The organism is Klebsiella sp. 141162, from assembly GCF_050600755.1.
Classification (GTDB): domain Bacteria; phylum Pseudomonadota; class Gammaproteobacteria; order Enterobacterales; family Enterobacteriaceae; genus Klebsiella; species Klebsiella aerogenes.
Map to the genome: position 1 here is coordinate 709,727 of NZ_JAQIRI010000001.1, position 14,729 is coordinate 724,455.

General features: G+C 54.6%; 11 protein-coding genes and 1 pseudogene. 8 read left to right on the forward strand and 4 right to left on the reverse strand.

All coding sequences use genetic code 11. From position 1 onward, the window contains the following. The first annotated feature begins 18 nt into the window (after window positions 1-18). From PGR23_RS03285 to PGR23_RS03315, 7 genes and pseudogenes are all read left to right on the forward strand, one after another. Window positions 19-588, forward strand: a complete 570-nt coding sequence (locus tag PGR23_RS03285; protein ID WP_396279583.1) for a DUF3304 domain-containing protein — start codon at window positions 19-21, stop codon at window positions 586-588. Beyond that, window positions 561-2,603 (forward strand): T6SS phospholipase effector Tle1-like catalytic domain-containing protein, encoded by a 2,043-nt coding sequence (locus tag PGR23_RS03290; RefSeq protein WP_396279584.1) that lies wholly within the window; start codon window positions 561-563, stop codon window positions 2,601-2,603. The genes PGR23_RS03285 and PGR23_RS03290 overlap by 28 nt, the downstream gene beginning before the upstream one ends. Before the next feature lie 214 nt (window positions 2,604-2,817). Beyond that, window positions 2,818-3,387 carry a DUF3304 domain-containing protein gene (locus tag PGR23_RS03295; RefSeq protein WP_396279585.1) on the forward strand — a complete coding sequence of 190 codons (570 nt, stop codon included), beginning with the start codon at window positions 2,818-2,820 and terminating at the stop codon, window positions 3,385-3,387. Further along, entirely contained in the window at window positions 3,360-3,701 is a 342-nt protein-coding gene (locus PGR23_RS03300; protein ID WP_396279586.1) for a hypothetical protein, read from the forward strand. The genes PGR23_RS03295 and PGR23_RS03300 overlap by 28 nt, the downstream gene beginning before the upstream one ends. Window positions 3,702-3,880: 179 nt before the next feature. Beyond that, complete coding sequence (locus PGR23_RS03305; RefSeq protein ID WP_396279587.1) at window positions 3,881-4,450, forward strand: DUF3304 domain-containing protein; 570 nt, start codon at window positions 3,881-3,883, stop codon at window positions 4,448-4,450. Further along, entirely contained in the window at window positions 4,423-6,858 is a 2,436-nt protein-coding gene (locus PGR23_RS03310; protein ID WP_430915571.1) for a T6SS phospholipase effector Tle1-like catalytic domain-containing protein, read from the forward strand. Before PGR23_RS03305 ends, PGR23_RS03310 begins: the two co-directional genes overlap by 28 nt. A 97-nt stretch (window positions 6,859-6,955) precedes the next feature. Continuing rightward, a pseudogene (locus PGR23_RS03315) lies at window positions 6,956-9,388 on the forward strand (ImcF-related family protein); the annotation flags it as partial. A gap of 159 nt (window positions 9,389-9,547) precedes the next feature. On the opposite strand, the gene PGR23_RS03320 reads toward PGR23_RS03315, so the two are convergent. The 4 genes from PGR23_RS03320 to PGR23_RS03335 form a co-directional block, all read right to left on the reverse strand. Then, the gene (locus tag PGR23_RS03320) at window positions 9,548-10,666 is read right to left on the reverse strand and encodes a phage integrase Arm DNA-binding domain-containing protein (RefSeq protein WP_430915572.1); all 1,119 of its coding nucleotides are present in this window, start codon (window positions 10,664-10,666) and stop codon (window positions 9,548-9,550) included. Further along, window positions 10,641-10,904, reverse strand: coding sequence for an excisionase (locus PGR23_RS03325; protein WP_166479756.1), 264 nt, complete (start codon window positions 10,902-10,904; stop codon window positions 10,641-10,643). Before PGR23_RS03325 ends, PGR23_RS03320 begins: the two co-directional genes overlap by 26 nt. Before the next feature lie 67 nt (window positions 10,905-10,971). Then, window positions 10,972-13,437, reverse strand: a complete 2,466-nt coding sequence (locus PGR23_RS03330) for a 3'-5' exoribonuclease domain-containing protein (protein ID WP_430915573.1) — start codon at window positions 13,435-13,437, stop codon at window positions 10,972-10,974. A 194-nt stretch (window positions 13,438-13,631) separates the two neighbouring features. Next, complete coding sequence (locus tag PGR23_RS03335; protein WP_032707011.1) at window positions 13,632-13,826, reverse strand: DUF1482 family protein; 195 nt, start codon at window positions 13,824-13,826, stop codon at window positions 13,632-13,634. A gap of 382 nt (window positions 13,827-14,208) precedes the next feature. Between PGR23_RS03335 and PGR23_RS03340 the strand changes: the two genes are divergently transcribed. Continuing rightward, on the forward strand, window positions 14,209-14,523 hold the full coding sequence (locus tag PGR23_RS03340; RefSeq protein WP_157194973.1) for a hypothetical protein: 315 nt from the start codon (window positions 14,209-14,211) through the stop codon (window positions 14,521-14,523). The last annotated feature ends 206 nt before the right edge of the window (window positions 14,524-14,729 follow it).

The following is a 14,729-nucleotide window of genomic DNA, read 5'->3' on the forward strand; positions in this document are numbered from 1 at the left end:
TTTTGTAAGGACACATCAATGATAAAGCATATCCGTATTTTGCCCGGCGGGCTGGCGGTGCTGGTCGCCGCTTTTCTCTGCCTGCTGACGGCCTGTCGTGACCACAGTCGCGACGGCATGAGCGGCGCTGATATAAACGTCTTAAACCACGGTCCGGACGCCATTGTCTCGTTGCAGGTGAACGGCTATGGGGGACCAAGGGCCAATTCCTACGGCGGCGGCGGCGGCTTCTGCTGTGTGATGGTGCCTGATGTCTGGCGTCCGGGACTGACGGCAAAAATTACCTGGACTTCCGATCCTAATTCCTGGATGAAAATAAGCGATATGCCTGACAACTATTCACAATACTATCAGCGCCATGGACCGATTACCGTGCCTATTGAACGCTGGGAGAAAGGGCAGGGTTGCGGCTTTGAAGTGCATGTCTTTCCCTGCGATAAGGTAAGAATTGTACGTTCCTGTTACGGTCGTTCATCTCCGGAATATCCGATACAGCGTGCGCCCGATGAGGATAAAAAAGCAGATAACGTCATTTTTAAACATATCAAGGAGGAAGTCGTATGTCCGACACCGCAGACTCCACGCTGAATGCCCTGAAGGCGCTTATTGCGGCCTTTCAGACCGGTGCCACTCCGGTCGCGGTCAAAACCTCCACCGCAGAAGCGGCCAGCCTACCGCCAAAGTTTCCCGGGCCGGATGACAAAAAGCCCGCGGATAACTCCACGCAGCAGAAAACCGAATACAACGAGCGCGGGCGCCTGCCGGCGAGCAGAACGCAGACCGAAGGCAACTACGCCAGGCAGTACCTGGAGGGGTATATCGGGGAGTCCGATCATCAATCGGACAAAAAAACGGAACCGGGCTGCCCGGCCAGCCTGCATATCAGCCTGTTCTTCGACGGAACCTGCTGTAATGAAGAAGATGGTGATGAAGTGTACGGCTCGCGAAACCCGCCGTTGACCAATATCGGCCGGCTTTATCATGCAGCGAACTGGACCGATCTGGATTTCTCAGCAGAAAAAGACGGTTACTTTTGTTACTACTTTCCCGGCTGTGGGGCGCGCTTTCCGCAGATTGGCGAGAACGAATATTCGCTGGACGGCGAGCTGTTTGCCAACGGCGGTGAGGACCGTATCAACCAGGCGCTGCTTAAAACTTACAGCAGCATTTGCTATGCGGTGAATAAAAAGGCAATTGAGGACAGTGAACTGACCAGATACCGGAACAGTATGGCCACCGTCTGGCCCTTCTCGCGGCTGACCCAGAAGTTCAACCGTAAAAGCGCGCTTGACAAATTCTGTGACGACCATCTGGGGTGCGTGGTCAATCAGTGGCCGCGGCAGCCAACGCGGCTGCATATCCAGCGCTCGCAGCGGCGCATCGCCAAAATCAAGCTCTTTGTCTACGGCTACTGCCGGGGGGCCGCCACCGCCCGCGCCTTCGCCCGCGGGCTGGAGTCGTTGCTCGATGACGCTAAAATGCCGCTTGATGCGACAAATATGCTGCCGGCGGGCACCGTGGTACCAGGCGGCCCGACGCTGCTGGGCATCCCCATCAGTATCGAGTTTATGGGGCTGCTGGATACGGTCTCCGCGGTTGGCGTGCCGCATATCCTGCCGTCGGCCACCGGGCATCTGGGCTGGGCGGCCAACAGCCTGCGGCTGCCGACCACCAAAGGTTTTTTAAAAAGCTGCTACCACTTTGTTGCCGGCCACGAGCAGCACGGCGACCTGCCGCTGGACTCCATTCGCGGTCCGGACGGTAAATACCCGGCGGGAGCGGTGGAGGTGGTCTATCCCGGGATGCATGCCGATGTCGGCGGCGACTGTAAGCCCACCGAACTCGGTAAGGTGCAGACCGATGCCGCCAGCCTGCTGTCAAAGATTGTGCTGCACGATATGTATGCCGCCGCCTTTGATGCCGGGGCGCCGCTGAGCGTACCTGAGGAGGTATTGCCCGGCGGCGCCAAAGGTAAAAAATATCGGGTAATGCAAGGGGATGTCGCAGATCAATTCAAAATTTCCGCCCAGGCCATCGCCCTGTTTAACGCCTGGCAGCAGGCCGGGGCGCAGCAGGCGGGGGCGAAGACCGAAACGCCGGCCGTCAACGAGGCGGAGGTGGTGGCCATCGCCGTGGCTCAGGGCCGGGATCCGGTCGCCGCGCTGAAGGCGGCTCACGACAAGGCGGATGGCGATAAGGCGAAAGCCGCTGCCACCGCCGCGAAGTCTCCGGAGAACGGCCCGCTGGGCAAACTGCCGGCTCCGGTGTATGTGCCGCTGAAGGCCAAAGCGCTGGAGGTGATGCTGGCGGACCAGGTGAGCTGGATCACCGCGTGGCGCACCGAGCGCTTTGCCAGCCCGCAATACGCCGATAAGTATTATCAGCGTAAGCCTTTTTATCAGCAGGCGCTGAATGAATCGTCCGGCGCGCTGCCGTCGGCGGCGGCGCCCGCGGAAAGCGAAGGACCGCGAGAAGTGCCGTTTATCGATAAGGATCGTCTGGATCGCGCGGCGTGGGGCTATGACTTTGCCCATACCGGTATCGTGGCGCTGCTGGCTCAGGTGCTGCTGGATATTATTCCCACCACGCAAGCCTGCGGGTAAAAATGATTATTGATATTAATGTCGGCGATATAGTAGTGCAGGCGCGAACGGATATGAAAATACAGCTGAAGATATTTATAGCGGCCCATTTTATTTGACCGCTACAAATATCATCATCAGTTATATATGGAGGTTCATCTATTAGCATAAATACAAGCATTTAATTACGCCATTTATTAATAAGTCATCACTTTATATTTGTAAGGACACATCAATGATAAAGCATATCCGTATTTTGCCCGGCGGACTGGCGGTGCTGGCCGCCGCTTTTCTCTGCCTGCTGACGGCCTGTCGCGACCACAGTCGCGACGGCATGAGCGGCGCCGACATAGCTGTCTTGAATCATGGTCCGGACGCCATTGTTTCGATGCAGGTGAACGGCTACGGGGGGCCAGGCGCTAATCCCTACGGCGGCGGCGGCGGCTTCTGCTGCGTGATGGTGCCAGATGTCTGGCGCCCGGGATTAACGGCAAAAATCACCTGGACCTCCGACCCTAATTCCTGGATGAAATCCAGCAGTATGCCTGACAACTATTCGCAATACTATCAGCGTCATGGCCCTATCACCGTACCCATTGAACGCTGGGAGAAGGGGCAGGCTTGCGGTTTTGATGTGCATATTTTCCCCTGCGATAAGGTGCGGATAGTCCGTTCCTGCTACGGTCGTGCAGCCTCTGAATATCCGATACCCCCTGAGCCTGACGGAAATAAAAAAGCACAAAATATACTTTATAACCACATTAAGGAGAATATCGTATGTCCGACGCCGCAGACTCCACGCTGAATGCCCTGAAGGCGCTAATTGCGGCCTTCCAGACCGGCGCCACTCCGGTCACGGTTAAAACCTCCACCGCAGAAGCGGCCAGCTTACCGCCAAAGTTTCCCGGGCCGGATGACAAAAAGCCCGCGGATAACTCTGCGCGGCAGAAAACCGAATACAACGAGCGCGGGCGCCTGCCGGCGAGCAGAACGCTGACCGAAGGCAACTACGCCAGGCAGTACCTGGAGGGATTTGTCGGGGAGTCCGATCATCAATCGGACAAAAAAACGGAACCGGGCTGCCCCGCCAGCCTGCATACACAATTCGCTGCTGACTAATATTGCCCGGCTCTGGTCTATGAGAAACCGGTATTGATATTTGCAGCGGCCAATTCTATTTGACCGCTATAAATATCATTATCAGTTATATATGGAGGTTCATATATTAGCATAAATACAGTTATTTAATTACGTCATTTATTAATAACTCATCACTTTATATTTGTAAGGACACATCAATGATAAAGCATATTCGTATTTTGCCCGGCGGGCTGGCGGTGCTGGCCGCCGTTTTTCTCTGCCTGCTGACGGCCTGCCGCGACCACAGTCGTGACGGCATGAGCGGTGCTGACATAGCCGTCTTAAACCATGGTCCGGACGCCATTGTTTCGATGCAGGTCAATGGTTATGGGGGACCGGGGGCTAATCCCTACGGGGGGGGCGGCGGCTTCTGCTGCGTGATGGTGCCAGATGTCTGGCGGCCGGGCCTGACGGCAAAAATCACCTGGACCTCCGATCCTAACGCATGGATGAAATCCAGTGAAATGCCCGATGATTATGAAACTCACTATCAGAAACATGGGCCGATTACTGTCCCTATCGAACGTTGGGATAAAGAACAAGGATGCGGCTTTGATGTGCATATTTTCCCCTGTGATAAGGTGCGGATAGTGCGTTCCTGCTATGGTCGAGCGGCCCCTGAATATCCGATACAGCCTGAGACTGACGGACTAAAAAAAGCGCAAAACGTGCTTATAAATCATGTTAAGGAGGAGATCGTATGTCCGACACCGCAGACTCCACGCTGAATGCCCTGAAGGCGCTTATTGCGGCCTTTCAGACCGGCGCCACCCCGGTCGCTGTTAAAACCTCCACCGCGGAAGCGGCCAGCTTACCGCCGAAGTTTCCCGGGTCGGATGACAAAAAGCCCGCGGATAAATCCGCGCAGCAGAAAGCCGAATACAACGAGCGCGGCCGCCTGCCGGCGAGCAGAACGCAGACCGAAGGCAACTATGCCAGGCAATACCTGGAGGGGTATGTTAAAGAGTCCGATCATCAATCGGATAAAAAAACGAAACCGGGCTGCCCCGCCAGCCTGCATATCAGCCTGTTCTTTGACGGTACCTGCTGTAATGAAGAAGGGGCTGATGAAGTGTACGGCTCCCGCAATCCGCCGCTGACTAATATCGGCAGACTCTACCATGCGGCAAACTGGAGTGGACAGTTGCCACCAGCGGAGGATGACGGATTCTTTTGTTACTACTTTCCCGGCTGTGGGGCGCGCTTTCCGGAGATTGGCGAAGAGCACTACTCGCTGGACGGCGAGCTGTTTGCCAACGGCGGTGAGGACCGTATCAATCAGGCGCTGCTTAAAACCTACAGCAGCATCTGCTATGCGGTGAACAAAACCGCGATCAAAGACAGCGAACTGACCGGATACCGGAACAGTATGGCCACCGTCTGGCCCTTCTCGCGGCTGACCCAGAAGTTTAACCGTAAAAGCGCACTCGACAAATTCTGCGACGACCATCTGGGGTGTGTGGTCAATCAGTGGCCGCGGCAGCCAACGCGGCTGCATATCCAGCGCTCTCAGCGGCGCATCGCCAAAATCAAGCTGTTCGTCTACGGCTACTGCCGGGGGGCCGCCACCGCCCGCGCCTTCGCCCGCGGGCTGGAGTCGCTGCTCGATGACGCTAAAATGCCGCTCGATGCGACAAATATGCTGCCGGCGGGGGCGGTGGTACCCGGCGGCCCGACCCTGATGGGCATCCCCATCAGTATCGAGTTTATGGGGCTGCTGGATTCGGTCTCCGCGGTTGGCGTGCCGCATATCCTGCCGTCGGCCACCGGTCATCTGGGCTGGGCGGCCAACAGCCTGCGCCTGCCGACCACCAAAGGCTTTTTAAAAAGCTGCTACCACTTTGTTGCCGGCCACGAGCAGCACGGCGACCTGCCGCTGGACTCCATCCGCGGTCCGGACGGTAAATACCCGGCCGGGGCGGTGGAGGTGGTCTATCCCGGGATGCATGCTGATGTCGGCGGTGACTGTAAACCGTCAGAACTCGGCAAAGTGCAGACCGACGCCCGCAGCCTGCTGTCCAAGATTGTGCTGCACGATATGTATGCCGCCGCCTTCGATGCCGGGGCGCCGCTGAGCGTACCTGAGGAGGTATTGCCCGGCGGGGCTAAAGAGAAAACCTACCGGATAATGACGAATGCCGTTATAAAACAATTCAAAATCTCCGAACAGGCCATCGCCCTGTTTAACGCCTGGCAGCAGGCCGGGGCGCAGCAGGCGGGGGCGAAGACCGAAACGCCGGCCGTCAACGAGGCGGAGGTGGTGGCCATCGCCGTGGCTCAGGGCCGGGATCCGGTCGCCGCGCTGAAGGCGGCTCACGACAAGGCGGATAGCGATAAGGCGAAAGCCGCTGCCACCGCCGCGAAGTCTCCGGAGAACGGCCCGCTGGGTAAACTGCCGGATCCGGTGTATGTGCCGCTGAAGGCCAAAGCGCTGGAGGTGATGCTGGCGGACCAGCTGAGCTGGATCACCGCCTGGCGTACCGAGCGCTTTGCCAGCCCGCAATACGCCGATAAGTATTATCAGCGTAAGCCTTTTTATCAGCAGGCGCTGAATGAGCAGGCCAGCGCGCTGCCGTCGGCGGCGGCGCCCGCGGAAAGCGAAGGACCGCGAGAAGTGCCGTTTATCGATAAGGATCGTCTGGATCGCGCGGCGTGGGGCTATGACTTTGCCCATACCGGTATCGTGGCGCTGCTGGCTCAGGTGCTGCTGGATGTGATCCCCACCACGCAAACCGACCAGCTTGGCGGTCCGCTGGTGGCGGCGCAGGAGTCGGAATATATCCAGATCAAGAAAAGCGGCGATGCCCGGCGGGCGGCGCTGATGGGCTCGCCGACGATGCTGGATTTTTATGATAACTACGTGCATGACACGCTGGCTAAATATAATCACGACCCGCTGCACTCCTCGTTTTCCCACGGCTATTTTGCGTCGCGGACGATTTACGATAACGATGATGATACGTGGGATTCGGTGAAACAATTTGGCCAGCGGGTAAAAGCGATTATAGATATTAATGTCGGCGATATATTAGTGCAGGCGCGAACGGATATGAAAGATCTGAATACGGTATCGGGCGTGCTGGGTAAAATATATCGCGATATAAAAAGCGAGGCTTTTAAAATACTGCTGCCTTAATTCGTTATCGCCATATTCATTATATCCGCTAAGTATCCTTAATAACGCTATACGGGCGTGATGATGCACGCCCGTGGCTAAGGGAATCATCAATTTTATGTTCAAGGAAAAAAATGCCGCGGTAATGACCGTAGCGGCTACCGCGACCCTGTGTCTTGCCGTCTGGACAATTGTGGTCCTGCTGGGCGGTCTGGGATGGTGGAACTGGCACGCCAACCGCACGCTGCAGTGGACGGCGGTCCGCGAGATAGTGACCGTTTGTAGCCTGGTCTGGGCGTATGGTCTCTGTCTTTGGGTACTGGGCTTCATTGCTTTCCACCTGTTTATCAGGCAAAAAGCCGATGGGCAACAGCGTCAGACGCGGACTTTTATTAGCCAGCAGACAAAACCGGCGCAGCCGTTTGCGTCCTTAAAGCACACTCTTCGTCGCCGCTACGGCCGATTGTGGCGCAATAAGGTCCGCTTGCTGTGGGTCGCTGGCGAGGCGGCGCAGATTGCCGCCATCGTTCCCGGCCTTGCGCAACAGCAATGGCTGGAGGGCCGCGGTACGGTGCTAATTCACGGCGGTAGCCTGTCGGCGAAGGTGGATAACGAGCGGCTCAGCGCCCTGCGTCGGTTGCGCGGCCGCCGGCCGCTGGATGGTATCGTGCTGGCGCTGGACAATGCTCAGGCCACCGCCGCGACCCTGGACGGGTATTTGCGAACGCTGGAGCAGGTTGCGCAGGTTCTGCGCTACCAGCCGCCGGTCTATCTGTGGCAACTCCACGACAGCGACTGGCCGCAGGATACGCGCATTACCCAGACGCTGGGGGCGTTGTTCCCGCCGCGGGCCGTCCCGCAGGATGTTGAACGGCAGCTTCGCGCCATTCTGCCCGCCATGCTGGCGCAGGGGACCCAGCAGTTGTGCGCTGATTCGTCCCACGATTACCTGCTGCGTGTCGCTAAATGGCTGAAGGAGGGCGGTATCAGCGGCTGGAAGACGCTACTGACGCCGTGGCTTACCGGGCATCTGCAACAGATCCCGCTCCGCGGTCTGCTGTTCAGCCCCTCGTTAAAGGCGGAAGAAGCGGTGGACAATGGGCTCTATCCCCACCGTTGGCCGGCCCCGGCCGTCTGGCAGGGGATCATCGCAGACTGCGGCCGCGCGCGCGGCGTGCCGGTGGGGGGGGCGTGGCGCCGCTCCCTCGGTGTCGGCCTGCTGGCGCTGTTTGGCTTGTGGGCGGCGGGAAGCCTGCTCTCTTTTATCGTCAACCGCCAGCAAATTGTCTGCGCCACCCAGCGGGTACAGCTGCTGCGGCAGCCCGTCGTTAACGACCAACAGCTGATCGATTTGCAGGTGCTGCGTAACGATATCGGCCGTCTACAGAATCAGCTCGCCAACGGCGCGCCCTGGTATCAGCGCTTTGGTCTTAATCATAATGCGCCGCTTTCTACCGCGCTGCTGCCGTGGTATGGGCGGGCTAACCAGCGTCTGATCCGCGACGCGGCGGCAGAAGCGCTCACCCGGCAACTGACGGTGTTGGTCAACCTGCCGCCGCGCAGCCCGCAGCGGGCGCAGCTGGCGAAAGCGGGTTATGACCAGTTAAAGGCCTATCTGATGATGGCGCGTCCGGATAAAGCCGATGCGGCGTTTTACCGCCAGACAATGACCGCCGCGCAGCAGACGCGTCAGGGAGTCTCCCAGGCGCTATGGCAGAGTATCGCCCCCGATCTATGGGCCTTCTATATGGACAACTTGCCGTCGCAGCCGGCGTGGAAAATCACCCCGGACGCCGCGCTGGTGACGCAAGCGCGTCAGGTGCTGCTGGCGCAAATCGGGCGGCGCAACGCTGAAAGCACGCTTTACGAGAACATGTTGCTGCAGGTGCGTCGCAACTATGCCGACATGACGCTGGAAGATATGACGCCGCAGACCAATGCCAGCCGGTTGTTTACCACGGAAGAGGTGGTTCCGGGGATGTTCACCCGCCAGGCGTGGGAAGGCGGCGTGCGCGAGGCGATCGATAAGGCGGTGGCGGCCAGGCGCGATGAGATCGACTGGGTGCTGAGCGATAGCCGCCAGACCGTCAGCGGCGATGTCTCACCGGAGGCGTTGAAACAGCGGCTGACCGATCGCTATTTCACCGATTTCGCCGGGGCGTGGCTGGGTTTTCTCAATAGCATTCGCTTGAATCCGGCGCGCAATATTGCCGATGTGACCGATCAGCTGACGTTGGCGGGCGACGTTCGTCAGTCGCCGCTGATTGCGTTGATGAATACCCTTGCCTGGCTGGGGCAGACCGGGCAGCAGCGTGAGGGCGTGGCGGATTCGCTGGTGAAGTCGGCTAAAAATCTACTCGATAAGGATAAGCAGCCGTTTATCGATCAGCAGGCCGGCGGCGTGCGCGGCCCGCTGGAGAGTACCTTTGGGCCGCTGCTGGCGCTGATGGGCAAAAATCCCTCTCAGAGCGTGGTCGCCGCAGATAGCACCCTCAGTTTACAGACCTGGCTGACTCGCCTGACTCGCGTACGCCTGCGGCTCCAGCAGGTGGGGATGATTTAGTATATTGAAAATTAATAACTTTTTCATTTCTCCAAAATATCTCCAAAACTTTTCCCCAAAACCGCTCACCCTGTAATCTGTGATGGCTATTGCTTCAAACCGAGCATTTTAAACCCTTACTCCCCCAGAACCGGAAATGCTGCCCGATTATATGACCAGCTTTATCCATTCCTGCCCGCGTGTGTCGTTATAACGATCAGTAGTGCTTTGCATCTTATGTCCCAGGAGTATCTTTGTATCGATCCCCTGAGCGCGATAGAGACGTTCCGCTAACGAACGCTGTTCGTGAAACGTCACATCTGTTTTTCCTTCCGGTGGCACTATGCCTGCCTTATCTCTCGCTTTAGCGAAAGTTCGTGACAGATTATCCTTTCTTAAAGGTCCTGCTTTCCTCTTGCTGGAGGAATGGATGAGATACGGGCTCAGAATGCGATCCCGACATCCATCAATAACTTCTTTCAGTGTTAATCCCAGAGCCTCACATCGAAGACTAAGCGGCAGCGCCAGTCTGGTACCTGTCTTTCCCTGAACAATATGGATATATCCATCCCAGACATCAGCAAAACGCATGTTACAAATATCTTCTCGACGCTGGCCAGTTGCTATAGCCAGAAGCATGGCATTTTTAATGTAATGTTTATCTGGAGCAGCATCGAAAATACACTTCCAGTCCTCAAGCGTCAGGCGTGCCCGGGAAACTCGAATTACTGGTTTTCTGGTTGCCTCGGGAGGATTCCAGCCAGGGGGAACTTCACCTGCATGCTGAGCCTCTTTGAATATATCGATCCACAACACACGGTTATTCTGTGCAGTGCTGTTCATATCTTTATCGATCCATTCATCGAGAATCATTGCAAAATCGCGAACCTCTAGGTTCTTTAAAGGATGGTTGCCAAGACGCTCAACTAAATTTCCAGCCATCCTGACCTTTTCCGAATATGTGGTTTCAGCGATGGTGTTATCTTTTAGTCTTGCGGCCTGTATTTTAAGGTAGCGCTCGACCCATGATGCCAGACTGATTCCTCGACGCTTTTTTGCCTCCGGATTATCTTCAATTTTCTTCAAAAAATAATCCGCTTCAGCAGCTGCCAGACGCTGATTTGCCGTAGTGGCTATTTTCTCTGCCTTTTCTTTATCAGTTCCCAGACCATGGAATTTTCCGGTAACTGGGTTTTTATACTGGTAGTAGGTTTTATCCGTGCGTCGGTCAAACCGGGCATACAGCCCGGGTATCTTAATGCTATTTTTTCGTGGTCTCGGTGACATGATTTAATATTCCTTTCAGTGCATCATCATCATCGTCGAGGACTAAAGGCCTTATGCCGGCAGATCCTTTACCTACATATTTAGCACTTTCATCAACTAACCATCTGCCAGCAACTTTTTCTGGAGGCGGTTGGATGTAACCCAAACGACCATAATTAACCAGACACTGACTGGAAAGTTTTATGCTAAACCTTCTGGTTCCCCATTCCGATAATGGGATCATGTATTGTTCGCTCATGGTCTAATCTCTCGACCACCGCCACTATAATTCTGTGGCGGTGGATAATCTGATTTTTGAATATCAGTTAAATTGCTACGTGTACTGGCGCCGTCAATTTCTTCCAGACTTCATTTCCCTCAATGAGGCGCTGCCAGATTGCAGAAACATACCGGGCCTGGTGGATAGCATCGGCAAGGGCGTTGTGCCTCTCACCCTTAAACGGGATGGTTTTCTTCGGGTCGATTCCAATTGCTTTACCGAGTTCTACAATTGTTCGAACATCGCGATCATTCCAGTATTCCCATGGGTATTCTTCAGCGATGTAATCAAATGAAGAACGCAGAATACAATTATCGAAAGATGCGCCATTACCCCAGACCTGAGCAGTTTTGCGACCTCCAGGGATATTTTCGAAAATAAATTCACGGAACTGGAGTAGGGCATCAAGTAGCGGGATGGCGTCATCATTCACGCTCGCTGAGCGCGCTTCGGAGGACTGCTTAAGCCACCATATAACGGTTGGTGCATCCATTTCCGCACCCCAATTTACAGACGACTCGAGGCTTATGATTTTATAGAAACTTTCTCCGATTGAGCCTGTAGCCGGATTAAACACGACCGCTCCGATAGCAACGATGGGGGCATTTTGTTTTTTACCCATAACCTCAAGATCAACCATGACGTGAACGTCATCTGCTGGTAAATCTTCAACATCATTATGATGACCGGATTCAATATTTACGGTAGTTGTTTCGCTACCAATGTCGTCAGCATTACCTGCACCTGTCGCAGTTGCTGTTTCGCTCTCAGAAATTTCATTATCAACTTCGGTTTCATTACCGAAATTCTCTTCCATCTGCACATCGCTGGTGGCCTCTGCGGTAGAATTAGTTTTGGTTAGATCTTCTGTAATCCATTTGCCGTCGTTAGGATCGCTGATGCCTTCGATGTATTCGCCACGGTTAGCGGCTAATATCTGATTTGTTTTGTCCCGCAGATCATCTTGCTCCGGGTTTTCAGGCATTGCGTTTGATGTGCGGATGTTCGCCAGTGCTTCTTCAAGCATTCGCACACGTCTGGCCGGAACCTTAATCCACTTATGCAGTGCCTGTAATGTGAGGTGATGAATTTCGTCATTGGAAATGGAGAGACCACCTACCTCCATAAAATAAAGGTCGAATGAAAGGGATTTGATAAAATTATCCCGTTCGATTTCTAAAAGGTTAAGCAGTTCACTTGCTTCTGACAGATCCATTACTGCAGTTATACCGGAAATAGCCAGTTCTACCTGAGGCCTGATTTCAAGTTCGCGCGCCGGCGTATCATCGGCCTGATCATTCGCGCCGGTCATCTTATCTGCATCACTATTGTCAGGTTCTTCAACTTTACACATTGGCATAGGCATCGAGGAACGGCCGCAGGCGATATCAACAATAAGCTCGTCCGGCTGAGCGTGGTCGGCTTCAGTCATGACACGGTTCAGATATTCGCGATGTTTCACCGGATCTTTCCACAAACCCTCTGGCGTTGTTTTAACCGTCGCGACATTACAGGCCCGTGAGTAATCGCGACCACCAGGCATGGACATGAAAAGCTCGCGAGTTGCCAGGAACTCAGCGTTTTCCATCTTATTCATCATGCTGTTTGCCTTAATATCGACGTCCAGCGGTGGGCTGTAGATGTCGAACTCCTGGGTACGGGCTATCAATCCTAAGCAGATCTCGAATTCAAGGCCGAGGGGCGTTAACGGAGTCAGGCGGTCTGTTGCGTTACCGCCGCCGGCATTCGCGCCGGAGGGCGTGCGATTTACGGCAGAAATACTATTACCAGCAGCCCATTCTTTAGTCAGAATCCCGCGGTCAATGTGCGCCGTTTGAAACCATAATTTGGCAAACTGAACCTGCTTACCAAGCTCATAGCGTTTCCCTTCAGGGAAAACCGTTTTGAATGCACTGGTGAATTTCCACAGACCGGGAATATCGTATTTCTTAATTTCCGGTACATTTTCAGCAGCCAGGATCAGATTCTGTACAGCGTGATTCTCTGTATCCATTTCCATTAAGGAAAGGCGGTCCCGGTGTGGAATGCTAATGTGATACACATGGCGTTCGTCGGCCATGTACTGAGCCAGCAGCTGCGTGCGGAATGGCATTTCGGCCAGCTTGAACAGGGCATCTTCATTGTTTGAATAGTCCTCTTCATCATTCTTGCTGACAGGGGGATTAGCTACCGGTTCATTGTTTACTTCTGGCTCTGCAGGGGCTGGAGCAGCAATTTTTTGCCAGCTCAATCCATCCTCGCCAAGTTCGTAGCGATCACACCAGGTGTCATCCAGCACACCTTCTTCCGGTAGATCATCCACGATGAGCCAGTTAGTGCGGATAGGGAGCTGGTGGTTGGCACCGCGGCCAACATTAATCTCAGCGTCTTCCAGAATGTCCAGGATCTGGCGTTCGGCGCGAGAATCGGATTTAGCAGAGAACCAGCAGAAGAGGTTTTTTGCTTCGGTGGCTTTTGCCTTTGCTTTAATGAGATACGCGTAGTTGTTCATTGCGTTTGGGTTCCTTAAGGCTGTAAGATACCCGGGACTGTGAAAGCTCCCTCTGGGTAGTGGTCATTGTCAAAACTCGAATCCGGAAAGCTTTGGTCGGCTAACCGGGGTACTTAACCCGCCTTGCGCGGGTTTTGTGCTTTATGGGCCTTTTTCAGGCTGGTGGTGTTCAATAGTCATTCTCAAAACCCGAATCAGAAACTTACTGCAGGCTGTTGGTCGTCAGCCGTCTTCAATGCCTTTTTATATGGCTGGCATGTGCCTTTTACGTGCTGGGCCTCAGCATCGCTGTTACAACTGGTCTCAGATGGATACACGCCTATCAGTACATCAGAGCACTCGCCGGTCAGGGCGCACACGCTGATGACAAGGGCAAACAGCGTATTCATGCTTTAGCCTCAGGGTTCCCTTTCTGGGCTAACAGGTAGCAAAGCTGACGTAGCCTTGCTTCAAACCAGTTCAGTCGTGTTGCCTGGTGGCCAGTCGGTACTCGGGCAAAATCTGTCATATTCATCTCCCGTTTATTGATGGGTAGGGGCTTTGCAGCACGGCGCCGGGTGCCTCCCGGTGGCTGCAGCCAGTTAACAACTGCTGCCGACCTGCTTTTTCCCGCAACATGGAAACCGCCCATGTTTACCTTTTAACTGTGTCGCGTGCGCTTAGCCGCATTCACCGTGTTGCAAAGCCTGTTTAGTGATTTGCCTGTCTTTTCACCACTTCAGGCTCGGTGGTATTCTTGGAGTTCTCACACATCCAAGAAAAGAGAGCAAAATGTCCCGTAGCCCTATACCTGTCTTCTGGTACGAAGATCCCGCTCACTACGAAGAATTCCAAAAAATCCTTTCAGATGCTTACGTCCTACCCTTTGACTATTACGACTGGCGTATCCGCGCCGATAGCATGGTGGAGCGCTACGAAAACAGCGGTATCCAGGTTGTTAAGGTGGTAGCCAGCACTTACGAGTTCATCTCCTGGTGCGAAATCGAGGCACGAGATGTCAGTACCAAAAGCTGCATTGATTACGCGGTCGCCGAATCGGGCCTCCAAATCTCGCGCGACGGAGAGTTTGATTTGGGAGACGAGTAAAAAGTAAATCTTCCCTCTCCTGCATACTTCTATTCTCATAGCGATGTCCTGTGTCATGCCTGTAACGCGGGCCAGCGGAACGTTTAAACCTGCTGCGCATTGATAATGCGTACTTTGCTGGTGGGTCAGTAACACGTTGGTCGTCGCGCCCATCCCCTATAACTCAAAATTCAGGTGAGATTGATACTGGCTCACCGCAAAGCACG